Raw genomic sequence first — 23,053 nt, forward strand, 5'->3', positions numbered from 1 at the left:
ATCAAACAATAAGGAGATTATTGATTAATCACTCTTTCACAATCTTCCTGATCCCAATATTGTTTTTGCTTTTCAATTCCAGGAAATAAATTCCCGAAGCAATCGAATGCAGATCAACGATCCTGTCATTCGCCATCAATAAATCCTGGTATATGATTCGTCCGTTAATGTCGCTAAGGATTGCAGACACAGGTTCATTAACTGATTTTATAAAAAGATCCGATTGCACCGGATTCGGATAAACGGAAGCCGCGACGCTATTCAATTGTGTATGTTCTATTCCCACATTGTTTGTATCTAAAACAGCCGTCCACATGCCTCTGCCATGTGTGAATATAAAAACACGTCTGTCGGTAGGACGCACTTTCACTTGTTGCACAACCACATTCGGAATCGTGTTGTCCTTCACCCAATGTTGTCCGCCATCTGTGGTGATGTACAATCCGAAATCAGTTCCCGCCAGGAAAAAATCATTCGGACGTGCCGGATCAATATCAATATAGTTTACAGGAAGCCCTGCCGGAAGATCTCCGCTGATACTCGTCCAAACAGGTGTTGTGGTTGCATTGGTTACTTTCCACAAGCGAGGCTGCGCAGAGAAATTGCTGAATGAAACATAACAGATGCTTTTATCTGCAGGATGCACCACGATGTTAGAAATAAAATCATTGGTAACGGTTGAAGGTACTGATGAGTTAAGATTTACTTCATCACCGGCCACTGCATTGTATCCATCTTCAATACGATAAAAAATTGCATTCTCACCACCAATATAAATGGTGGCGCTGAAATCATTGGACAAGCCAATTGCATATGGAGAAAGCCCGCCGATAATGGTGTTCGTGACAGGTTCCCATCCAAATCCTCCATCTAAAGTTTGCCACACTCTTTTTTGTGTAACAAACAGCAGTTGATCTCCATTAACAAGATTGATTTCAAACGGATTGATAAACCAGGCACCATCATCTATTGTGCCGTCATCGTTGGCGTCCATTGCGCCATAAATCGGATAGAAACTTGGAAACGCGTAATCTGCATCATCTGCACGGTGTATTGTTCCGTCCTGGTAAGAAACATAGGCAATGGTATTGTATTGCTGGTTTACAGCATTGTAAGATCCGTCGCCACCAAATATATCGTTGAATTCGCCATTGCCCGCTAAACAGGAATGAGTTCCATTGTCCTGCGCACCACCTAATGCGTTGATGCCGGTGGGGAAAAATGAACCTGCATAATATTGTAGCGTATTGTAATTGTTGTTGAGGATCGTTTGATTATAAGCGATCTCATCGGTGCGCATCCGGTAGATGCCGCCATCATTCCCTTCATACAATCTTGATGGGTCATCTGGGTTGAAAACGGTTACATGGTGATCAGGATGAATGTTGATGCATTTTTTCCAGATTATTCCGCCATCTGATGAATAGACGACATCACCCACACCAAAAACAATAAAATCAGGATCGTCCGGCTTAACGGCCATAGTCATTGAATACCAGGGAAATGACATGTAGAAAGCAAAATCAACATCAGGATTTCCCACTGCAATCCAACTCAATCCTGCATCGGTTGATTTGTAAAATCCTTTGATGCCGGAATAATATGCACTCCCTGATTTTTCAAAAGCCGCGTAAAGAATGCTCGTATCACTTGGTGCCTGAGCAATTTCTATACGCGCAAAACTTCCTGCAGCCGGTAAGCCGGCAGTCACTAATTGAAAAGTTCCGGAATCACCATTTGCCGAATAATAAATACCAGCACCATTTACTCCTATCCATATGCTTCCGGAAGGCGTTACTTCAAGGTCATTAATCGCTTTGGTGGTGCTGTAAATTTTTTCCACGCTGTCACCGCCATTAAACGATCTGTGCAAACCACCTCCTGATGTGGCGATATAAATTCCGTCGCTGTCGATAGGTGAGGTGGCTATTCTTGGCAGGTAGTCAAATGCAGTTGCGTCAGTAGAAGGAAGTTGCTGAAAAGTAATTCCATGATCAGTGCTTTTGTAAATACCATTACCGGGAATACCTGCTGAGTTGCCGGCGATTTCTCCTGTTGCAGCGTAAATTATGTCGTGGTTGAAATGATCCTGAACCAAACAAGAGATGGCAAGTGAGCTCATGTAATCATTTACCGGCGACCAGTTTGCTCCGGAGTCAGCGGAAAACCAGATGCCACCTGAAATGCCCGCAGCAAAAATATGATTGCTGTTATCGGCATCCAGTAGTAGTGCACGTGTTCTGCCGCCAAAATTTTCAGGACCTAATTCCTGGATATTGAAAATTTGCTGGTCGCGATTTACGGTGTTGAGTTGCTGCGCCGCAATCGCTGTAAAAGGCAAGCGTGGAATATTCCCATTGGCATCTTTCTTCATCCGGAAATATTGCTCCCAATAGCCAGGATCATCCGGCGATTCAGCTGCTCTTTCCTTGTTCCATTGTGCTGACCATGAAGGCGCACCGAGAAAAGAAGGCAATTGTGCAAGAACAGTTGTTGGAAACAACAGGATTGTAATCAGCAATAGGTGTAATTTCATCATGGTTTTGAATGGTGGAATGGGCGCATGACGAAGTTTATGTTGTTTGTTTTCTTCCGTGTAAATCCATGCTTCGGTGGCAACTGTAAATTCAATCTAAAACCACTTCGGCCCGAAACACACTTCTGTTTATCGTACACCCTGCGCGCAAATATATAGCTATTGCATGATTATAAATTTCTACTTTTATCGACTGCCTCACTCGATAATTTACGATGATTTTTTATGAATGATTTCAAAACACTTTCAATCATTATTCCGGTCTATAATGAAGGTAAAACCATTCACCTTATTCTCGACCGTATTAAAAATGTTTCATTAACCAATGGTATTGAAAAAGAAGTGATCATCGTGAATGATTGTTCGAAAGACAATACAGAAGAGAGTATTCAAACCTACCGGGAAAATAATCCTGCGGTGAATATTCAATATTTCAAACACGAACAAAATGCAGGAAAGGGTGCTGCCTTGCACACGGGCATTAGTAAAGCAACCGGTGAATACCTCATCATCCAGGATGCTGATCTGGAATATGATCCTGATGAATACAACATTCTATTGAAACCAATTTTGTCGGGATTCGCAGATGTGGTGTACGGCTCCAGGTTCATGGGAGGAAAGCCGCACCGGTTACTTTTTTACTGGCATTCTATCGGAAACAAAATGCTCACTTCACTTTGCAATATGTTTTCCGGGTTGAATATGACAGACATGGAAACATGTTATAAACTGTTCCGCACAGATATTATTCAGTTGCTTAAGCTCAGGGAAAAACGATTTGGATTTGAACCGGAGGTTACTTTAAAACTCTCCCGTATTCCCAATGTGCGCATTTATGAAGTCGGCATATCTTATTACGGTCGTACTTATGCTGAAGGAAAAAAGATCAGTTGGAAGGATGGGTTTAGGGCGATCTACTGTATATTGAAATATGGGGTTTTCTCGAAGTAATGCTTGTTGATTTTTGCAAACATTGTTTAATTGTTAAATTGTTGTTGGTCTTTCGATACAGTTCGTGTAAACAATTAGACAGTTAAGCAATTATGCAATTTATTCAAAGCGGATCTAAAGCCACTTCAGTGAGAAATGATTCTATTTCAGCTATGGAAACAGGTTCATTCATAAATTCAATAGTCTGATCGTGTTCTACTCCTTTGAAGTATATCAGTTGTTCGCGGAATAATCTTTCGTTGAAAAGTTCGCCAAATAACTCAAGCGCCTTCGCTTCAATTTGTGAGCATCAAACCTTCCCTTGTTAACATTTCATTTGCACCAACACTTACTTCACTTCTCTAACTTTCGCACCTGAAAATATATAACATGAGCGAAGGGTTTCTTGAGCGGTTTAATCACAGGCGCATTGCGACAGAAAATTCATTTTTCCTGTTTCTTCGCCGTATCAGTTTGCCATTGTCAAGATTTGCTTTTTTTATCGTGTTTTTTTGGTTTGGCATTTTAAAGATGATGGAGCTGAGTCCGGCTAATGCTGTTGTGCATACCATCTATGAACATTCGGCCTGGTTTATTCCATGGCATATCTTCATCATTTTATTTGGTGCCTATGAATGTGTGATCGGTATTATTCTCTTGTTTCCAGGAAAGGAGAAATGGGCGCTTTATATGCTGGTACCACATGCAATTACCACTTTTGCTCCACTTGTTTTACTGCCGGCATTAACCTGGAAAAGTATCATGGTGCCCAACCTGATAGGTCAGTATATCATAAAAAATCTCGTGATCATCTCGCTTGCTATTTTTATTGCTTCGTTTGAGGCAGAGCATCGCTTGCAAAAGAAATTGCGTGGAAAATAATAATTCCAACCGCGTTATTTATCTGTAAGACTGGATTTTTCATTTTTAAAAACCACAGCACCTTCCAGTTGTTTAAACCATTCAGCGCCATATTTCCTGATAAGCGCATCTTTCACAAATTGATAAACGGAAACGCCAAGCTCTTTCCCATTTTTGCAAGCCGGTGAACAAACGTCCCATTGGTTATAATTCACTGCATCATAATCACCATATTTTGTAATTCTCACAGGATAAAGATGGCAGGAGACTGGTTTTCGGAATGTTGTCTTACCATCAAAGTATGCCTTTTCAATGGCACATTGTGCGATACCATTTTCAAAAAAAACATACGCGCATTGTTTCATTCCCAAAACGAGTGGCGTAACAAAATCACCTTCGCTGTCAATGAGCCATTTACCGAATTTTTCAACGGATTCTATGCCTTCGGCAGTCATGTAAGGCTTCACCGATTCATAAATTTCTTCCAGTATAGCAGTTTCTTCAAAATCAAGCGGAGCGCCTGAATCACCGGCCACGCAACAAGCACCTTTACATTTGTCTAAAGCACAAACAAATTTCTTTTCCAGCAAGTCATCAGAAACAATGGTGCGGTCAATAAGGATCATGAGCTAAAAATAGACATGAATCTGAAATAAATTACGGGAGAAACAGGAAGCAACATTATATTTTCCGACCTGGAAACGCTTTGCTGATTGCTTCTGTCACTGAATGAACACGTAGTTTTTCATACATGCGTTTGATATAGGTGCGGACTGTTTCCAAAGTAACTTTTAATTCAGAGGCAATCATTTTATAACTGTAACCATTTACCAGGAGTTGTAAAACCTGTTGTTCCCGTTGCGTCAGTTTATCTACTTCTTCGCTGCGCGCAGGTTGTTTGGGAAATAATTGCAACACTTTGCGGGCAATGGAAGATGTCATGGGAGCTCCACCGTCAACCACATCGCGGATGGCATCAAGGATTCTTGCAGGTGGAGTTTTTTTCAGCAAATAACCGGTGGCACCTGCGCAGATGGCTTCAAACACACGGTCGTTGTCTTCGAATACAGTAAGTATCAAAACATTTACATCCGGAAATTTCTTTCTGATAATCTTCAGCCCCTCGATTCCATTTACACCTGCCATTTCAATATCCATCAACACCACACCCGGCTTCAGCACCTCCACTTGTGCTTCCACTTCATTACAGTTTTCATATGCACCGCAAAGTTCAAAACCTTCGGCTTTACTGATGAGTGATGACAGGCTTTCCCGGAGGAAATTATTGTCTTCATAAATTATTACATTGATGGGCATGGCAGTGAATAAGTGAATGTTAATTGCGCAAATGTAAGATGGAATGCATTAATCATGCGTCCCATCATCATGTTACAATGGGCATTTCAAGACGAACTGATGTGCCTTTTCCTATTTCCGAAGTTATCTCCAACGTGCCGCCAATAGATTTCGCACGTTCTTTCATATTCACCAATCCGTTTCCTGAACGGAGTTTCTCTACTTCAAATCCATGTCCGTCATCAGTGATGCTCATAATCATTTTGCCATGTTCTCTCGATAGCTGTATCACCGCATTGACAGCTTTTGAATATTTTGCCACATTGTTAACTGCTTCTTTAAAGATCAGGTAAAAATCTTTTCTTTTTTCCATTGGTATTATAAAATCTTTCACTTCTTCATCAAGTGAGATGTTCAGTTCAATATTGCAGGCTTCCAGAATATCTGAAGCGTACTCACGCATGCGAATGAGAATATTACTCAGCTTATCGTTGTTTGGATTCACTGACCATACAATCACACTCATGAGTTCCATCGCTTCTTTAGATGCAGTGCTGATGGTCTCAAACAATTCTTCTTCTTTATTATGATGATCACTTCCTTCCTTAGCCAGTTGGCTCATCATGGAAATGCTGCTGAGTGTGGAACCAATATCATCATGCAGATCTCTTGCAATTTTGCTTCGGATGGAAAAAACTTTTTTGATCTGGCTGATGCGATAACGGTACAATGCATAAAGCGCAGAAACAATAGCAATGGTGCAAAGTGAATAAAACCACCACGTTTTCCACCAGGGTGGAGTGATGATCAGATCAAAAGAAGCGCCTTCATCATTCCAAACGCCATGATTGTTTGCACCTTTCACTTTAAAGGTATAGCAATCCGGAGCTATGTTGGTATACGTTGCGGTCCTGCTGTTTCCTGCCATTACCCAGTCTTTATCAATTCCCACCAGTTGATATGCATAGGTGTTGGCTTCTGCATCATTATAGTTAAGCGCTGCGAAATCGATACTGAAAAAATTCTGGTTATACTTCAACGTCATTTTTTTCGAACGAAGAAATTCGTTTACAAGCTGTGTTTCTTTTCCTGCAAAAATAGATTGATTGAAAAGTCTGAAATCGGTGATCACTACCGGTGGCACGGTTGTGTTAACGGAAATGCTGTCAGGATAAAAAGATTGAAATCCCTTGTCGCTTCCGAAATAGAAAAGACCGTCTTTTGCTACGCAACTTGCGTTTTCACTGAAACGATTTGTTTTGAGTCCGTTTTCTACCGAGAATTTTTTTGAATCACCTGTTTCCGGATGAAACCTGGTAATACCATGTTGCGAACTGATCCAGAGGTTTCCTTTTTCATCTTCCAGAATGGATGTTACAGAGAGGTCATTACCAGATTGAGGATAACTCTTAAATTGTTTTGAATGAATATCAAAGGAAAGCAGACCCTGTTCTGTTCCAATCCACAATAACTGCCGGTCATTACTTTCATGAATGAATAGAAACCTCGAACCTGGCAACGCGTCAACGCTCTGGTACAATTTATTAGTGAGCGTTCTTGCATTGATGCCAAACAAACCGTTGTCGGTAGCTGCCCACACAGTGCCATCAGTTGCCGCTTTCAAATGGCGAATGATAAAAGATGGATTCACTTCATCAGGAAGTATACTGTAAAGAACGCGATCGCATTTTTTCGAAAGAGGATCATAACGGTTCACACCCATGCCTGTTCCGATCCAGATGTTTCCATCATCATCTTCTTCCAGGGAACTCACCATGTTACTCACTAAGGATTGCATAGTGCTGTTTTTTTGCAAACTGCTTACATGAGGTTTGTAACCGGGTTGTTGCAAAAACAATTTTTTCTCTTTCTCATCAATAATAAATACCCCAACACTACTTCCAACGTACACCGCACCATTCGCAGCAGTGAGCAAAGAAGTAATGTAAATTTTCCGGTTTGCCGAATGCATGTTATCTGATAAGGCAAGTTTTCTGAGTTGTGAATTAGGTTGTATTATCGCATACAATGTGTCAACATCAAACGAACCTATCCATACAGTTCCATGTGCATCTTCAGCGATAGCACTTACATTTGCTGTGCCGATAAATGAAGCATGCAATTGGATAACAGCGAATTTTTCCTGTAGCGGATTCCATCTTGATACTCCCTCGTCGGTTCCCACCCAAATACTGTGATCCTTACTTTCAAAAAAAGTAGTGACACCTCCATTACTCAAACTTCGTTGGTCAACAGGGTTATGGTGATAGTTGACCATATCAGTAATCTGTTGATTTTGTAAAATGCGAAACCTGTACAATCCATTTTCAAACGTGGAGAGCCAGTAATTTTTCTGCTGATCAATAAAAAGCATGCTGGTGGACCTGATTGTTCCCTTGGTTGCCTTACGGACAGCAGATAAAAAGTGTTCAAACACAAATTGCCCTGCTGATACACTCTTTGCCGGAAGCCGGTCAATCATATCAAATTGTGAAATGAGCCAGATGTTATTCTCACTGTCGCAAAAGATTTTAAAGATATTATTTGAAGCGATGCTGGAGGAATCGAGCGAATCATGAACGTATTGTTTAAATGAAATTGTTTTATTTGAAATGCTTGTTTCCTGTGTTACATTTAATCCATTGTTGGTTCCAATATATCCTTTACCGTAATGGTCAAAACAAATCGAGGAAACCGTATTGCCTGATAAACTGTGCGCATCGGTTGAATCATGAGCGCAATTGATAAAGTTATAAGTTGTAATGCCTTCATGAAGATAGGGAGTCATGATCGACAAGCCGCCATTCAATGTTCCTATCCATAAATTCCCTTGAGAGTCTTCGGTAATGGCAAACACTTCATTGCTGCACAATGAATTGACGTTGCGAGGATTATGCAGAAATCTTTCAAAATCATTCCTGAGGTAATCATATCTGTTGAGCCCGTTGCGTGTTCCAATCCAGAGATTACCATGGCTGTCTTTAAAAATTACATTTACCTCATTGTCTGAAATAGAGTGGTTGTTTCCCGCGACGGGCAGGTATCGTTGATAGCTGACACCATCAAATCGAATAAGTCCTTTGTAAGTTCCAAACCAGATAAAGCCCTCGACATCTTGTGCTATGGATTTTACATATAAGTTTGACGCCTCAAACTCTTTAAGCAGGTTGCTAAAAGCAGACTGATTGACCTGTCCTTTTAAAATATGACAGGTAGTAATTAGCAGTACTGCAACAACAAGAAGCCTTTTTCGATTACCAATCACACTTTAAGATGCCTTTTGTCGAAGATAATTAATTCAGGGGTGATGAAGAATTTTCCAGGAATACAAGAAATGTGGATCAACACGAATGGAAATGCGCATTTCCATTCATTGCATTTGAACTTCCTATCTGTGAATGAAATTACTGTGGTGTCCTTATGATGATCTGGCATGTTGATGGGCATGTATAGGCGCCTGAAGCAAAAGCCTGCTGAACAAAAGCGCCGGCATGCCTAAATTTTTTCTCGCCGTTTCCACTGCTGTCTTTTGTGCTGTCAGCAGGCTCGGCTGGTGACTTCGGAACGTCAGGTGCTGATAATTGATCGCAGGGCGTTTCATATGTCCCGTCTTCCTTTACCAGGTCAAAGGATGATCCTGCAGGCAAATTAATCGTCAGGTCGGCTCCTTCGGCTAGGTATTTCTGGATATCTTCAGGTTGCACGACATAGGTGCAGGATGAAAGCGATGAGACTGCAAAAAAACCTGTCGCGGCAAGCAGGAGTCGGAAAAAAAATAATTTTTTCATGGGTGTTTTGATTTAAGAGTGTATGAATAAGAAATAAATATAATTAACAATTTCGTGTTGGAGGGATTTTTTTTGTGATATGTCCGTTAGTCTTGCGATTACAACGTAAGTCGAATCTGAGTTTTAATCGAATGGCGCGTGCTGATTCTTCGCCCTTTTTAACTGATCACATCAAATTCCGGTCAAATTAAAAAGGAAGGTTTCTTCAAGACAATTTTGCGAAAATGACCCTGCATCGGAAGATTATTTCAATGTGATAATCAGTCTCGGTATAAATGCCTGATTCATAGGTTTCCGTCAGCGTTTAAAACCTGATCGGAAGTTTGAAAGCTGTAGCAAGAACCAAAAAAATTACGTGCAGAGCATTCGCCATCGATTTTCTTTCCCTTGCAGGAAATATGCAATTCGGAGCAACATCCATTTGCTGATGACGGACTGCCATCCATTCGCGATCTGAAAAAACATGGAAGGAATTTTCATTTGCTTCCGTAGAAAAATTGTTTTTTTCATACTGAGCTAAAGGAAGCGGGGAATCTGTTGATGCATTCATTTTGCAATTGTTTTAAAAAGTGGTTAAGAATTTTTCCTTCACAAAGATGCGATGACCCTTTGCTCAAATCAATCCCATAATGATGGGACTAAAGTGTAAGGATTGAATGTTGTCAGTTTCATTTGTTGATTGAATAGTAGTCCATAATAAATCCGGTCAACAATATGTGATCTTGTTGACCGGAAACCTCACCCAAACTTCCCATGACTGTTTTTTATATAGAGACGCGCATGTAACGCGGAATATTTATGCGAATTGATGACGTCGCAAAGTTAGGTGCTCCGAAAAGGGAAATCAATCCCATATTAGTGGACGTGCAGTTGAGTGAAAGTAGTGAGTAGTGAGTAAGGAGTAGTGAGTAGTGAGTAGTGAGTAATGTCCTTAGTCGTTAGTGATCGCTCTTGAGTTATGCCAAAATATGAATGTATATGCTGATGAACTCTTGTGTTAATTGCTGCAGTACCAATGCCAATTTGCTGACAATTCAGTACGAACGACTCAGGGAATAAGATCTGGCGCGATGGCGAGCAATAGCGCAATTTTAAATTTCCACCATTACCTTTGTCGCTATGGCAGAACAGAAAGATTTATTCAGAGATATCATTTCCCATTGTAAAGAGTATGGATTCATTTTTCCGTCAAGCGAGATTTATGACGGTCTGAGTGCTGTATATGACTATGGCGAATATGGAGTGGAACTCAAGAAAAATATCAGGGAATATTGGTGGCGCTCCATGGTGCAACTGCGCGACAATGTAGTTGGTATTGATGCTTCTATTTTCATGCATCCAACCACCTGGAAAGCCAGTGGCCATGTTGATGCCTTCAACGATCCGATGATCGATAACAAAGATTCAAAGAAACGTTATCGTGCCGACAATCTGATTGAAGATTACCTCGCGAGGCTGGAAGCAAAAGTGGAAAAGGAAGTGGAGAAAGCAAGAGGCCGTTTTGGAGAATCTTTTGATGAAGTACAATTCCGCACTACAAATCCGCGGGTACTGGAAAACCAACAAAAGATTGATTCGATCAATGCAAAGATGAAAGCTGCGTTGGAAGAGAATGATATGGCTGCTATGCGCCAGATTATTGTGGATTGTGATATTGCAGATCCGATAAGTGGCACCCGCAACTGGACAGAAGTTCGCCAGTTTAACCTGATGTTTTCTACGCAGGTGGGTTCAATCGCTGAAGAAGCCAGCACAGTTTATCTGCGGCCAGAAACAGCGCAGGGCATCTTTGTAAATTTTCTGAATGTGCAGAAAACAGGCAGGATGAAAATTCCCTTTGGCATCGCGCAAACAGGAAAGGCTTTCCGGAATGAAATTGTCGCACGTCAGTTTGTATTCCGCATGCGCGAGTTCGAACAAATGGAGATGCAGTTTTTATTAAACCCGGAACTGAAGACAACTGGTATGAACACTGGAAACAAACGCGCATGCAATGGCATCTGGCCCTTGGCTTTTCTGAATCGAATTATCGTTTTCATGATCACCTGAAACTCGCGCATTACGCGAAAGCTGCTTGTGATATTGAGTTTAAATTCCCGTTCGGTTTTAAAGAACTCGAGGGCATTCATTCGCGCAGTGATTTTGATCTGAGTCAGCATGAAAAATTTTCAGGCAAGAAATTGCAATACTTTGATCCGGAGCTGAATGAAAATTATGTGCCCTATGTAATTGAAACATCTATTGGTCTGGATCGCATGTTCCTGGCAACCATCGCTGCTTCCTACCGTGAAGAACAGGTTCCAACCGCCGTTGAAGGTGAAGAAGCAACACGCGTGGTGCTCAATATTCCACCTTGCCTTGCACCTATTAAAGTAGCAGTATTGCCATTGATGAAGAAAGATGGTTTGCCTGAAAAGGCGCTGGAGATATTTAATTTACTGAAGCATCAGCAAATGTGTCATTACGAAGAAAAGGATTCTATCGGAAGAAGATACCGCCGCATGGATGCAATCGGCACTCCTTATTGTATTACTGTTGATCATCAGACACTGGAAGACAACACCGTTACCATCCGTGAACGCGATACGATGAAACAGGATCGCATTGCTATTTCAGCAGTGGAGAAAGTGGTGGGGGAAAGAGTGAAGTGGCCGGGAGGAGTGAGTGGTGAGTAGTGAGTTGAAGTCGTTAGTCGTTAGTCCTAAATCGTTAGTAAATTGGTAATCGAAACAACAGTGATTGGTCTGTCATTGTGATCATTTTCACAATTCACAATTCTTAATACCTAATTTCTAATTTTCAATTCTCAATCACCAGCTTCTTATACTCCACGCCATCTTTTCTTTTCAACTGCATCAAATACACTCCGGCCGCAAGCTGATTTCTATCAAAATCTATTTCGTGTTTGCCTGTACTATAATACTGGTTTGTGATGGTGCTGATCTTTCTTCCATCCACATTAAAAAGTGAAATCATTACATCGGAAGGCTTGGCGAGATCAAATGAAATGATGCCGGATTGGTACAACGGATTTGGAAAAACATTCCAATCAGTTGCAGCTTGTGGCTCATTAGTGTATACACCTACTACCGTTACTTTATGACAAACAGTGTCCAGCGTGCAGCCGTCTGTCACCATCAGGCAAACATTATAGACACCATCTTCAGGAAAAACATGAACCGGATTTTGTTGGGTTGAATAAGTGCCATCATTAAAAAACCAATCCCATGAATTGGCGGTTGCCGAAGATTGATCACTGAAGAAAGCGGTATCGACAGATTGCGTAAATGCAAAACCTGATTCGAAATCCGGACATCCGATTTCTATTTCCTGGCAACTGGTATCGCTGCCACATTCATTTTTGCGATCAGGCAAATTTCAAATGTTCCTCCGGATGTGTAAGTATGTGTTGGATTGGAAGTGGCATCTGTATCACCATCGCCAAACATCCATAGCCATTCATCTGTATAAAGCGATTCATCGATAAAATTAAAAGTGAAAGGGTCGGTAGTAAAGTAACTGTATCCCGCAACCGGCAATACACAAATGTCAATGGTCTGGCAAGAAGTATCAGTTCCGCAGGCATCGGTAATAATAAGACATACTTCGAAAGTTCCGCTCTCTGTATAAGCATGCTGCGGATTTTTTTCGGTAGAAGTGCCCCCATCGCCAAATGTCCAGTACCATGAATCGGACGTTGGTGAAGTGGTGGTGAAAGTCACTGTTCCGCCATCATCAACAAATTCAAATTGTGAAACGGTTTCACCTACGCAAATGGTAACTGTTTCACAATAGGTGTTTTCGGAACAACCCTCATCAATAGCAGTAAGGCAGACTGTATAGCTTCCATTCATTAAATAGGTGTGCGAAGGGTTTTCATCCGTAGTTGAATCGCCGTCTCCAAATGTCCAGTTCCATTGACTGGCATTTGACGAGGTATTGCTGAAGTTCACGATTCCATTGTCAGCAGTATAAGTAAAGGATGCAACGGCAGGACTTCCGCAGATATAAATTGTGGTGCAAAAAGTATCCGGTAAACAGGAAGAAGCTTGTGAAATCAGGCATACTTCATAAGCACCTGTTGCTGCATATTCATGAACCGGATGTTTTTGATTGGATATGAGTCCGTCGCCAAAACTCCATTGCCAGTCTGTCGCGCTTACAGAGTTATTATCGAAGGTGACAATATTGCCATCAACAGTATAAGAAAATGATGCATACGTTGCACAGGTGGGTATGAGCTTCACAACCCACCAATCATAATTGCCATGATTTCCGGTTACATATTCGTCCGTGGAATTGGTGTATCCTGTAATAAGGTAACTGGTGTCTGCAGTGAGTAGGCTGGCAGTGCTTCGATCGTTGAGTGTACCGCCAAGGCACAACTGCCAGTTAAGTGTACCATCAGCTTCTGCTTCAACGGCCCAAATATCATCACCCCCAATGTGGCAGTTAAGATCACCCGATACAGGTGAAGCTGTAGAAGGCACAATGATGTAGCGGTTCACGGTATTTTTAAACATAGGACCGCCATACTCAGTATCAGATCCACCAAAATCAAAGTCTGAAAGTAATACACCATTCAAATCAGTAGTAAAATTCCATGCGTTCTGATCGGTTCCATTGGTGATCCAGCCTGATATTACATAATTGCCGTTGCTATTTTCTGTAAGCTCTGTAATTCCATCGTTACTGGTATCTCCATAACACTGCGTCCATTGAAAATTGCCGGTCTTGCCGACTTTCACCAGCCAGGCATCCGAACCTCCATGATTCAAACTATCCACATTACCATCATTTGAAAAAGTATAACCACCTAACAGGAATCCTCCGGATAAGACCGGAATAATCGTAGTATAGGCATCTTCCTCATGTCCGCCCTTCGCTTTGTTATCCAATAGCACTCCACTTTGATCGATGGAAATCAGCCAGGCATCGCCATTGTCTTTATAGCTCGTTACATCCCCGTCAATTGAGAAGGTCTGACCGATTACAAAATAGCCGCTGTCTGATACAGCAATATCGTAAGCAATATCATCGCTGCTTCCACCATATGTCTTTTCCCAAATCAGGTTGCCGGTAATGCCAATGCCGCATACCCAAAAATCTGTCATACCATGATTCAGTGTTACATCGCCATCATCTGAAGCTGTTTCACCACATACCACATAACCTGAACCGCTCACTACGATGGATCTGAAGATATCTACACCGGAGCCACCATATGTTTTTTTGCCAGAGAATGCCACCATCAGGATCGGTTTTCACCAGCCAGGCATCAGAGTTACCATGATTAAAAGTGACATCGCCATCAGTGGAATTGGTAAACCCGCAAACCAAATATCCGCCATCACTGGTTTGTATGGAAGAATAGGCACGGTCAATAGCAGTACCGCCATAGCATTTTGCCCATTCCACAGCAGGCGTTTGAGCATGCAGGAGTTGAACGATGAGTATACTGAAGCATGTAAAATATAATTTCATAAAGTTGAAAATTTAGTGATTTGTACTGATACGCAAAGATCATGAACTTTAAACGTCTGCCGCAATTTAATTTGCTTTTTAACAGACAACTTCACTTAAGTTATCCACGTCTTTTAGTGATTAAATGCAGTTATGAAAATTGACCTTAATTTAAGGTGCAGACCAAATTGTCGCTAAATGGAACCGTCATGCCGAATTTATTTTCCGAAGGATCCTGCGGGCGGCATCTCTGCTAAATTGAGATATCCCGAAATAAATTCGGGATGACAGCTTTGATTTTACTTTTTTTTCCAAACATCAATGCGACAATTTGGTGTGCACCCCTTATCATATCATGAAGTTTTTAGAAAGCATTATTGGTAAATTTACACAAAGAAATATTTTTTATGAATCTCAGGAGCTTTTTGATTTTAACATTCATTTTCTTCATGTTTTGTTCATGCGGAAAAGAAGAGGCGAAAGATATGGTGACGCATGTGCACAATGCGACTATCAAAGTGAATGTTTACCATCAGCAAGACGGCGTAAACGGAGAAATTATTTATACACCTGTCAACGGAGCAATAGCGGAAGTATATAAAACTGAATATGATCGTGATAACAGTCTGGATGTTGTAGTTTATCACTTTACAGACTCCAGTGGTTTGGCTGTTTTTACCGGACTTCAGGAGGACTATTATTACCTCCGGGTTTCACATCTATCTTACGGTACCTTACTCGATCAAACTGCAACTCCTGATGGCAGTGTGAGTTTGATGCAATTTGATTTTTAACGGAAGCGGGAAAACTGCCGTAAATATTTTTTCTTATTGCAGAAGTGCTGTTAAGAAAACAAAAACTTGTCCGTGATAGCTATCGCCTGCCGGAGTGCATCAGGCAATGAATCATTCACTATCGTCTCATCGAAGTAAGATTCAAACTGCAATTCAGACTGCGCTTTTGTAATACGTTCTTCAATACGTTCCTGTGTTTCAGTAGCCCTGCTGCGAAGCCGCTCCAATAAAATTTCAATGGAAGGAGGTTTGATAAAAAGTGTAAGCGCTTGCTCTCCATATTGCTTTTTCAGGTTGATCGCCCCTTTCACGTCCACATCAAACAGTACATCTTTACCTGATTTCCATATCGACTCGATTTCATCTTTGAGCGTTCCGTAAAATGTGCCTTTGTAAACTTCTTCCCATTCTACAAAAGACTGGTTGTCGATGCGCTGCCGGAATTGTTCATCTGAAAGAAAATAATAATCCCTGCCATGCACTTCATCAGGCCGGCGCTGGCGTGTGGTAGCAGATACAGAAAATTCGAGCATGGGATAACTGTCCAGCAGATGCCTGGCGATCGTGGTTTTTCCGGCGCCCGATGGCGCGGTGATTACAATCAGTTTCCCGCTCATGATTTAGATGAACGCGAAGGTAGAGAAATTATATCACCGCAATTTGTAGCGGGATAACTGAGGCGGAACTTGTGCAGGATTCAACATTCATAATAGTAAATAAATGTGGTCGAATGGAAAATTGTTAAAATTGAAAAGTTGTCAGGAAGTACCCATGCCCACATCGCCCCCGCCGGTTATAATCATTCTTAAAGTGCGGCCTCCCGTATTAAAACGCAGTGCCCCGCCACCGCTGGCAGCGTAAGATGCCTGTATCTGAAAATCCAATGAGCCATTATTGCGGTACAAGGCGGCAAACTCATAAGTAGTACCGCTGTTAACGCCAAACATTCTCCAATAACTATTAGTACCAGAAGCAGCCACAGTGCGAACCACTTCACCGGTTGAATAATTAGATGCATCCACCTCCAAAACGGAAGAAGGAGATGTGGTACCAATTCCAACAAAACCCGGATTTGTGTTGCCAAGAATGGTCATTCGTAGATTATTAAATGTGCCACTGCCAGAATTTGTGTAGAAATTGAGGTTCTGTGCATCTTCTGTCTTAATGCGAAGCGGATTGCCACCACCTGATAAACCGCCAAGGAAATCGCTTCCACCAAGAGTGTTACCAGTTGTGGACCATGTTTGTGCATTTACATTAGTTGCAAGCATTGACATGAATGCTATTTCGATCAATAATTGAATTTTCATAGTATGAAGATTTTTTGTTTTTGAAAAATTCATTCAATCAAAATCTTCTTTACCATTACTCCTTTCCTTGTTTGCAAAACAATTAAATAAATACCTGATGAGTACGCAAATGGAATACTCCTCTTTCCGGCGCTTATTTCGTCACAGAATAACATTTCTCCTGTTTCGTTAACTACAGTCAGCAAAGTAGTTTCCGTTGCACATAGTTCCAAGGTACTACAATACCCATTATAAATTACTCCAATTGCTTTTGGGATCGGCTGCATTGAAGTAGATACACAATCCGTGCAATTAATGCTTACGCTGTCGATGAAATAATATGCTCTTCCAGGCGGAATAATAACTTCCACTCTTAGAGTGTCTGTATGATCAGAGTCAAAAAAGTTACCAATGTAAACATGTGTATATGCAGAATCCGCAATGAAATTCCAATGCAATAGAACCCAGTTTACGGAATCAACAATAATTGAATCTTCATACAATTGAGCACTATTATTCACAGGCAATATGCTTCCAGGTGGATAAGATAATGTTGTTAAGCGCATGCCCATTTTATTACTAGCCACAGTTGCATCAGTACCGCCTGGAACTAGATTGCCCCGACTTATCCTCATGGAAACGGAGTAGTGCTTCCCTGGTTGCATAGTATCAAGGAGACTTGTCCCAATGTATTCACGATAACCATAAGAATATTCAAATGTATATAATCCCATATAGGCATTCCCTTCGTAAGCAGGTTGAGTACCGAAAGCATTATCTGGAATTGAAGCTATAGATAAGGCGCACACATTGAAGTAATCTGGTGAACCAGGAACTCCATAAATTCCACCAAATGGAAACCAATACTTACAAGTATCAACTTGGTTGATTCCTGTTGGACATGCATCGTATTCTTCGAATGATCCGTTTGGAACCAAATTTTGAGCCTGACAAATACCCAGAAGTAAAAAAAAGAAAGGAAATGGTAAAAAAGATTTCATGATTTGGTTTTTGTTCCACTTTTAAAAAAACTCAGTGGGAAGAAGAGCTTTTGATTGGCCAAATCAAATAATAAGTCTTCTAGCTATTAAATGAAGACAATCACCATTCTCGATGCCGGCTCTTGCCCGGCTCTTGGTGTTTAAGCAAGAATCAGGGTCGGAAGAAGAGTCGGGCGAGTGAAGTTGGGTTAATCTATTTATGAAGCGACAAGAAATATGAGAATGTGGTGCAGGAAGCGGATTGTTTTGAATCAAAAAGAGCATAACTGTAGTAACAGGGTAAGCATAATATGTTTTATAATTAGTTAGCTAAAATATATAAAATGGTTACTAAGAGCAAATTTATTTGTGTTTCAATATATTTCAGGACACAGAGGAATTACCCTCGATGTACGTGTGCATTGATAAGTCAACACAGCCTTGAATTAATCAGATGAACAATCAGGTTTCATATTAAATCACCTGATGAAGATGTTCCTATATCCGTATAGTGCCCAGCATCATAACTTAAACGCTGCTGGTAGGTTGCGGCTTTCACAACTTCGAATTTAGCATTTGGTCCGGAAGTACCAATGCCCACATCGCCGCCGCCGGTAATGATCATTCTTAAATTACTGCCTCCCGTATTGAACCGCAAAGCCCCGCCACCGCTGGCAGCGTAAGATGCCTGTATCTGAAAATCCAATGAGCCATTATTGCGGTACAAGGCGGCAAACTCATAAGTAGTACCGCTGTTAACGCCAAACATTCTCCAATAACTATTAGTACCAGAAGCAGCCACAGTGCGAACCACTTCACCGGTTGAATAATTAGATGCATCCACCTCCAAAACGGAGGAAGGGGATGTGGTACCAATTCCAACAAAACCCGGATTGGTATTTCCAAGAATGGTCATTCGCTGTGAGCCATTGGTGTGGAAATTAATGTTGTATGCTGCATCGTTACGAATTTGCAAATGGCCAGCATTGGGGAGGCAACAACAAGAATTTTTATGAAAGCATATTCAACCTTAGAATCTCCATTTTATTCTCTAAAATACAATCACTAAATAGATTGTATCATGACCAAAAAAGAAAAGAAGGAATTGGCGCTCCAACTGAAAGCTGCGATTGACGCAAAAAAAATTACAATGGAGAAAATAGTTTCCAACGAAACAAGACCAGTAAGAAACAATCATGCAGGAACAGGGCCGAGGAAATCAAAAGAAAGAAAGGTCGATCCAATAACAGGCAGCAAACATAAACGTCCTCCAAAAATCGACCTTGATTTCGACCCCTGGTAATCCAACCCTACTAACCACTCGCTACTCGCTACTCACTTCTTATCCCTGAAAATCGAAACCAACACCGCAATCGTCAATATGGAACCAATTACAACAAGTGACCATCCGGTGGTAATGGTAATGTGAAAAATTTCCAACAGCATTTTTACACCGATAAAAATCAGTATAATAGAAATTCCTTCTTTCAGATAGTCAAACTTATCCGCCATGTTTTTTAACAGGAAGAACATGGCCCGTAATCCCATCACTGCAAAAATGTTGGAGGTAATAATCACCAGTCTGTCCTGCGAAATAGCGAATACCGCAGGAATGGAGTCGATAGCAAATACAAGATCAGTTGATGCGATCACCATGATTACAAGGAATAAAATAGTATAGTATGTTTTGCCGTCTTGCTGAATCCTGAAGCTTCCATCACCTTCAGTATCCGTTAACCGGAAGTAGCGGTTCAGCAGTTTATACATGATATTCTTCTTCGGATTAAATTCGCTTTCCCCTTTCGAAAATAACATGGAAACACCCGTGTAAACCAGTATCGCACCGAAGATGTACAACACCCAATGAAACTGTTCTACTATCAGAATTCCGAGAAATATAAAGATGACCCGGAAAACCACCGCGCCGATAATTCCATAGAACAAAACCTTGTGATAGTATTTATCCGATATTTTAAAGTAGGAGAGTATGAGTATAAAAACAAAAGGTTATCTGCCGAAAGGGAATATTCCATCAGGTAAGCGGAAATATATTGGAGTCCTTTTTCTGTTCCATGAAAATGATACACGAGGTAACCATAGGCGAATGCAATTGAAACCCAGCAACCTGTTTGAAACAGCGCGCTTTTAACTGTCATCGGTTTATCGGATCGTTGCAATATTCCGATGTCGAGCACCAGGAATAGCAAAACAACAATTCCAAAAATAACATACAGCACATCGGTATCACCGAATTGTTGAATCAATGCATTCATTACTTCTTACCGTTTGATTTGATACTGAAATAGGAGAAAGATTTTAATAAACGTCCGAAATGAAACTGTTGAAGAATTACGAAATCCTTGTTGTCATGTATGGTTGCAAAGTAACGGTCGACATCGTATTTCAATTCATTCCCCTTCATATCAAATTGCTCGCTGGTGGAATTGCGGGGCATGTGATATAATGTCGCGCTTTGCGATTGCTGTTGCCGGTCTGTTACCGTAACTGTACAAAACGGAATGGTTTGCAGGATGGAATCTTTCTTTGGGAGATCATTCACAAAACTTTCGCAAAAGATAGAAGAGTACAGCGAAATATAATGATGCACCCGTTCTTTATTGAGTTGTCCGCCTGCCAATATTCCTTTGTTCTTATTACTCACTTCAAAGGAGTCTGCTCTCAACTGTTTAATGCTGAATGAACTATCAGGCTTCTCAAAATATTCTACGGTAATCATACTGATCTCGTTATTTCGGAAGCGGAAAACAGCAGTGCTGCGGATCACCTCTTCATCGGTTACAAAACGACTGTCCAAAACACCTGCAAAAGCAGGCACTGAAACCACAAAAGGTTTGTCTGAACCATTCATCAGAAAATAAGTGCCTTCAGAATTCAGCGTGCCTCCGCCTACGTAATAAGATTTGAGCAGCGAACCTTCTTTGTCATACAGTTCAACCTTTTTGTTGCTGCTCGCAAGCGCAGTGATCACCGTTTTTTCCGCAGCTTCCGGAACAGGATAACTTACATCTAATCGCTTGATGGTCGACAGTAATGTTTTCATGTAATCATTTCTTACTTCGAAGCGGTCATTCACAGTCCAGTGATCATCTTCCCGTTTCAGCACCACTTTTTTTCCTTCCATATCAGCAATAAATATTTTGAAAATAGAAGCAGTGTCCTCAATGGCGAATGATTTTTCTTTTTCATTCAGTGTGGAGGAAGATTTTTTTATCACCAGAAAATAAGCAGCCACTGCAAGCACAGCCAGTAAGAAGAGATAGAGGAAATTGCGACGCATTTATTTTATGTTGTTATATGCACTTTTATTGAAATTCTTTAATCATTTATAGTCCTGGAATGATTGATTTTAATGCGCAAACTTTCTGTTGCGGATAAAGTTAAACATCAAACCAAAAACAATCAGCAAACCGATTGGAACAAGTGTATTGATCAATTGCCATTTTGTTTTTTCAGCAGTCACTTTTGTGTTGTCGAGCAAGCGAAGCTGAACGGTCTTTGAACGTGTATCAATATGTTGCGTGAAGCCTGTAAGGTAATCGATGCAATTGAGCAGAAAATTTTTGTTGCTGAAATATTCTCCTGTAAATCGATAGTAGCCGAGAGTGAGTGGCTGACCTTGTGCATTCACTTCGTTCTTCGCGATGTCGCCGTCTGCAATCACAATCATTTTTGTTTCAACGCTTTTTTCCCGGAAAGGCATCTTGAGTGAATCATTCAATGTCGTTAACATTTCAGGTGCAATGCGATTGGCAAATACGGATGGAAATGTTCCCTCGAGCAAGACGGCAGAGATCAGTTTTTTCTTGTTGTATTGCGATTCATCAGGTCTTGATTTCAGTTCTTTAAAATCCACCATCCAGGGTGTAAACACGAGCTTGCTGTGATCGCTGGAAGAAAGTAAAACAGTTTTTTGCACGCCTTTCAATGCAAGCGTGTCCAGAGAGCTTGCAAATGAGGAGGACACTGCGGTGATGCCTTTATCAATCGGATGCGTACTGCCGGCAGCGAATACCGGAAAATAGTAACAGGGAAATAAATTGAACTTCGGTTTGGTGCCTTCGTAACTCACAAGCAATGGAACAGGATTGCACTGGAGATCAAGTACCAATGCGGGATTAACACGTATTCCATATCTGAACAACTGGTCTTCGAGATTGAGCGGATAATCAACGGTTAAAAAAGAACGGCGCGCAATGACAGTATCCAATTCTGCATTCAATGCTTCTACCAGCCATAATATTTTTCCTCCGTTCATCAAATACTGATCGATCTTGAATTTATCCTGTTCAGAAAAAGTCTTCGTTGGTTTTGCAATTACAATTGCCTTGAAATCTTTTGCTATTTCAGTAACACTGTCCGGATAAATGATTCGCAAATCATAGAAAGCAGACATTGTTGTGGTAAGATCAGCGGTGGCAATGTTATTCATTTCACCATGACCTCTGATAAAACCAATCTTTGGTGCACGAATCAATGACATTGATTCAATGGCCTGTGAAAATTTATCTTCGAGATGTGCGATGGAATTATTCAATGCTTCCTGAGCTACTGTTCCTGGCGTATTCTCGAGCAGGTTAACGGCAACCTGGTGTCCTTTATAATTGACGATGGCTCCCGGAACAATTATTTTTTCAGAATATTCATCGCCGGCATTGTTTTTTACATTGGTCGGTTCCAGGCCTTTTTGGGCAAGCTCTTTCAATATATCCTGAAGTTCTTTGTCATTTTTTCCTTTGGTAGGGTCCTCAAATTCATATTGAATTTTATCACCGCCGTATACTTTAAATTCATTCAGCAGTTCCTTTGTTCCATTGGCAAGCCGTTTAAATCCTGCCGGAAAATCACCTTCGAGATAAATTTTTACGAATACCACATCATCCAGTTTCCGCAACAACTGACGTGTAGAATCAGTGAGCGTAAATCGTTTGTCGGCAGTAAGATCAACCCTTGTAAAAACCGCAGACGACAATACATTCAACGCAACCACTATTCCAATCACGATGGATAGTTGGATCAACGCTTCCCGCTTATATGTCCTTTTACTATTCATTTCTATATTTCAAACTTTCAACCAACATTTCAACCCCCCTAAACA

The 23,053-nt window shown here is 41.0% G+C and carries 21 protein-coding genes and 1 pseudogene; 5 read left to right on the plus strand and 17 right to left on the minus strand.

The genetic code is table 11. The features are described from left to right. Nucleotides 1-28 precede the first annotated feature (28 nt). Nucleotides 29-2,539, minus strand: coding sequence for a T9SS type A sorting domain-containing protein (locus IPO83_00775; protein ID MBK9729825.1), 2,511 nt, complete (start codon nucleotides 2,537-2,539; stop codon nucleotides 29-31). Nucleotides 2,540-2,761: 222 nt separating this feature from the next. Between IPO83_00775 and IPO83_00780 the strand changes: the two genes are divergently transcribed. Then, a complete protein-coding gene (locus IPO83_00780) occupies nucleotides 2,762-3,487 on the plus strand; it encodes a glycosyltransferase family 2 protein (GenBank protein MBK9729826.1) in 726 nt (241 codons plus the stop codon). Between the two features lie 369 nt (nucleotides 3,488-3,856). Beyond that, nucleotides 3,857-4,348 (plus strand): hypothetical protein, encoded by a 492-nt coding sequence (locus IPO83_00785; GenBank protein MBK9729827.1) that lies wholly within the window; start codon nucleotides 3,857-3,859, stop codon nucleotides 4,346-4,348. Nucleotides 4,349-4,362: 14 nt separating this feature from the next. On the opposite strand, the gene IPO83_00790 is transcribed toward IPO83_00785, so the two are convergent. The 5 genes from IPO83_00790 to IPO83_00810 form a co-directional block, all read right to left on the minus strand. Next, entirely contained in the window at nucleotides 4,363-4,953 is a 591-nt protein-coding gene (locus IPO83_00790) for a DUF3109 family protein (GenBank protein ID MBK9729828.1), read from the minus strand. A gap of 55 nt (nucleotides 4,954-5,008) precedes the next feature. Continuing rightward, nucleotides 5,009-5,644, minus strand: a complete 636-nt coding sequence (locus tag IPO83_00795) for a response regulator transcription factor (protein ID MBK9729829.1) — start codon at nucleotides 5,642-5,644, stop codon at nucleotides 5,009-5,011. Nucleotides 5,645-5,711: 67 nt separating this feature from the next. Beyond that, nucleotides 5,712-8,888: a hypothetical protein gene (locus IPO83_00800; protein MBK9729830.1), complete on the minus strand. Its 3,177-nt coding sequence runs from the start codon at nucleotides 8,886-8,888 to the stop codon at nucleotides 5,712-5,714. A 139-nt stretch (nucleotides 8,889-9,027) separates the two neighbouring features. Further along, entirely contained in the window at nucleotides 9,028-9,411 is a 384-nt protein-coding gene (locus tag IPO83_00805; protein ID MBK9729831.1) for a hypothetical protein, read from the minus strand. A gap of 304 nt (nucleotides 9,412-9,715) precedes the next feature. After that, the gene (locus IPO83_00810; protein ID MBK9729832.1) at nucleotides 9,716-9,961 is read right to left on the minus strand and encodes a hypothetical protein; all 246 of its coding nucleotides are present in this window, start codon (nucleotides 9,959-9,961) and stop codon (nucleotides 9,716-9,718) included. Nucleotides 9,962-10,530: 569 nt separating this feature from the next. Between IPO83_00810 and IPO83_00815 the strand changes: the two are divergent. After that, nucleotides 10,531-12,086, plus strand: a pseudogene (locus tag IPO83_00815) (glycine--tRNA ligase). Nucleotides 12,087-12,210: 124 nt separating this feature from the next. On the opposite strand, the gene IPO83_00820 reads toward IPO83_00815, so the two are convergent. From IPO83_00820 to IPO83_00830, 3 genes are read right to left on the minus strand one after another with little or no spacing between them, the layout of a single operon-like run. Further along, on the minus strand, nucleotides 12,211-12,786 hold the full coding sequence (locus IPO83_00820) for a T9SS type A sorting domain-containing protein (GenBank protein ID MBK9729833.1): 576 nt from the start codon (nucleotides 12,784-12,786) through the stop codon (nucleotides 12,211-12,213). Next, entirely contained in the window at nucleotides 12,735-14,663 is a 1,929-nt protein-coding gene (locus IPO83_00825; protein ID MBK9729834.1) for a PKD domain-containing protein, read from the minus strand. The genes IPO83_00820 and IPO83_00825 overlap by 52 nt, the downstream gene beginning before the upstream one ends. Next, nucleotides 14,566-14,895, minus strand: a complete 330-nt coding sequence (locus IPO83_00830) for a hypothetical protein (GenBank protein MBK9729835.1) — start codon at nucleotides 14,893-14,895, stop codon at nucleotides 14,566-14,568. The genes IPO83_00825 and IPO83_00830 overlap by 98 nt, the downstream gene beginning before the upstream one ends. A gap of 386 nt (nucleotides 14,896-15,281) precedes the next feature. Between IPO83_00830 and IPO83_00835 the strand changes: the two genes are divergently transcribed. Further along, on the plus strand, nucleotides 15,282-15,668 hold the full coding sequence (locus IPO83_00835) for a hypothetical protein (protein MBK9729836.1): 387 nt from the start codon (nucleotides 15,282-15,284) through the stop codon (nucleotides 15,666-15,668). A gap of 50 nt (nucleotides 15,669-15,718) precedes the next feature. Here the strand turns inward: IPO83_00835 and gmk are convergent, their stop codons facing one another. The 4 genes from gmk to IPO83_00855 all read right to left on the minus strand — a co-directional run bounded on the left by gmk (nucleotide 15,719) and on the right by IPO83_00855 (nucleotide 18,913). Continuing rightward, on the minus strand, nucleotides 15,719-16,288 hold the full coding sequence (gene gmk, locus IPO83_00840; GenBank protein ID MBK9729837.1) for a guanylate kinase: 570 nt from the start codon (nucleotides 16,286-16,288) through the stop codon (nucleotides 15,719-15,721). 138 nt (nucleotides 16,289-16,426) lie between these two features. Continuing rightward, complete coding sequence (locus tag IPO83_00845) at nucleotides 16,427-16,978, minus strand: hypothetical protein (GenBank protein ID MBK9729838.1); 552 nt, start codon at nucleotides 16,976-16,978, stop codon at nucleotides 16,427-16,429. 29 nt (nucleotides 16,979-17,007) lie between these two features. Next, nucleotides 17,008-17,958 (minus strand): T9SS type A sorting domain-containing protein, encoded by a 951-nt coding sequence (locus tag IPO83_00850; GenBank protein MBK9729839.1) that lies wholly within the window; start codon nucleotides 17,956-17,958, stop codon nucleotides 17,008-17,010. Nucleotides 17,959-18,406: 448 nt separating this feature from the next. After that, on the minus strand, nucleotides 18,407-18,913 hold the full coding sequence (locus IPO83_00855) for a hypothetical protein (GenBank protein ID MBK9729840.1): 507 nt from the start codon (nucleotides 18,911-18,913) through the stop codon (nucleotides 18,407-18,409). A gap of 105 nt (nucleotides 18,914-19,018) precedes the next feature. Here IPO83_00855 and IPO83_00860 point away from each other — a divergent pair, with 105 nt between their 5' ends. Further along, the gene (locus IPO83_00860; GenBank protein MBK9729841.1) at nucleotides 19,019-19,240 is read left to right on the plus strand and encodes a hypothetical protein; all 222 of its coding nucleotides are present in this window, start codon (nucleotides 19,019-19,021) and stop codon (nucleotides 19,238-19,240) included. Between the two features lie 32 nt (nucleotides 19,241-19,272). Here IPO83_00860 and IPO83_00865 read toward each other — a convergent pair whose 3' ends face one another. The 4 genes from IPO83_00865 to gldG all read right to left on the minus strand — a co-directional run bounded on the left by IPO83_00865 (nucleotide 19,273) and on the right by gldG (nucleotide 23,008). Then, nucleotides 19,273-19,932: a TerC/Alx family metal homeostasis membrane protein gene (locus IPO83_00865; protein ID MBK9729842.1), complete on the minus strand. Its 660-nt coding sequence runs from the start codon at nucleotides 19,930-19,932 to the stop codon at nucleotides 19,273-19,275. Further along, on the minus strand, nucleotides 19,818-20,210 hold the full coding sequence (locus IPO83_00870) for a hypothetical protein (GenBank protein ID MBK9729843.1): 393 nt from the start codon (nucleotides 20,208-20,210) through the stop codon (nucleotides 19,818-19,820). The genes IPO83_00865 and IPO83_00870 overlap by 115 nt, the downstream gene beginning before the upstream one ends. Next, nucleotides 20,210-21,235, minus strand: coding sequence for a hypothetical protein (locus IPO83_00875; GenBank protein MBK9729844.1), 1,026 nt, complete (start codon nucleotides 21,233-21,235; stop codon nucleotides 20,210-20,212). The genes IPO83_00870 and IPO83_00875 overlap by 1 nt, the downstream gene beginning before the upstream one ends. A gap of 69 nt (nucleotides 21,236-21,304) precedes the next feature. After that, a complete protein-coding gene (gene gldG / locus IPO83_00880; GenBank protein MBK9729845.1) occupies nucleotides 21,305-23,008 on the minus strand; it encodes a gliding motility-associated ABC transporter substrate-binding protein GldG in 1,704 nt (567 codons plus the stop codon). Nucleotides 23,009-23,053 lie beyond the last annotated feature (45 nt).

This window comes from Chitinophagaceae bacterium (genome assembly GCA_016717285.1).
In the GTDB taxonomy this organism is placed as follows: domain Bacteria; phylum Bacteroidota; class Bacteroidia; order Chitinophagales; family UBA10324; genus JACCZZ01.

Excerpts from the sequence above, each read along its gene's own strand:
- IPO83_00775 (MBK9729825.1), bottom strand. The coding sequence starts at position 2,539 with ATGATGAAATTACACCTATTGCTGATTACAATCCTGTTGTTTCCAACA.
- IPO83_00780 (MBK9729826.1), top strand. The coding sequence starts at position 2,762 with ATGAATGATTTCAAAACACTTTCAATCATTATTCCGGTCTATAATGAA.
- IPO83_00785 (MBK9729827.1), top strand. The coding sequence starts at position 3,857 with ATGAGCGAAGGGTTTCTTGAGCGGTTTAATCACAGGCGCATTGCGACA.
- IPO83_00790 (MBK9729828.1), bottom strand. The coding sequence starts at position 4,953 with ATGATCCTTATTGACCGCACCATTGTTTCTGATGACTTGCTGGAAAAG.
- IPO83_00795 (MBK9729829.1), bottom strand. The coding sequence starts at position 5,644 with ATGCCCATCAATGTAATAATTTATGAAGACAATAATTTCCTCCGGGAA.
- IPO83_00805 (MBK9729831.1), bottom strand. The coding sequence starts at position 9,411 with ATGAAAAAATTATTTTTTTTCCGACTCCTGCTTGCCGCGACAGGTTTT.
- IPO83_00810 (MBK9729832.1), bottom strand. The coding sequence starts at position 9,961 with ATGAATGCATCAACAGATTCCCCGCTTCCTTTAGCTCAGTATGAAAAA.
- IPO83_00825 (MBK9729834.1), bottom strand. The coding sequence starts at position 14,663 with ATGGTGGCATTCTCTGGCAAAAAAACATATGGTGGCTCCGGTGTAGAT.
- IPO83_00830 (MBK9729835.1), bottom strand. The coding sequence starts at position 14,895 with ATGAAATTATATTTTACATGCTTCAGTATACTCATCGTTCAACTCCTG.
- IPO83_00835 (MBK9729836.1), top strand. The coding sequence starts at position 15,282 with ATGAATCTCAGGAGCTTTTTGATTTTAACATTCATTTTCTTCATGTTT.
- IPO83_00845 (MBK9729838.1), bottom strand. The coding sequence starts at position 16,978 with ATGAAAATTCAATTATTGATCGAAATAGCATTCATGTCAATGCTTGCA.
- IPO83_00850 (MBK9729839.1), bottom strand. The coding sequence starts at position 17,958 with ATGAAATCTTTTTTACCATTTCCTTTCTTTTTTTTACTTCTGGGTATT.
- IPO83_00860 (MBK9729841.1), top strand. The coding sequence starts at position 19,019 with ATGACCAAAAAAGAAAAGAAGGAATTGGCGCTCCAACTGAAAGCTGCG.
- IPO83_00870 (MBK9729843.1), bottom strand. The coding sequence starts at position 20,210 with ATGAATGCATTGATTCAACAATTCGGTGATACCGATGTGCTGTATGTT.
- IPO83_00875 (MBK9729844.1), bottom strand. The coding sequence starts at position 21,235 with ATGCGTCGCAATTTCCTCTATCTCTTCTTACTGGCTGTGCTTGCAGTG.
- gldG (MBK9729845.1), bottom strand. The coding sequence starts at position 23,008 with ATGAATAGTAAAAGGACATATAAGCGGGAAGCGTTGATCCAACTATCC.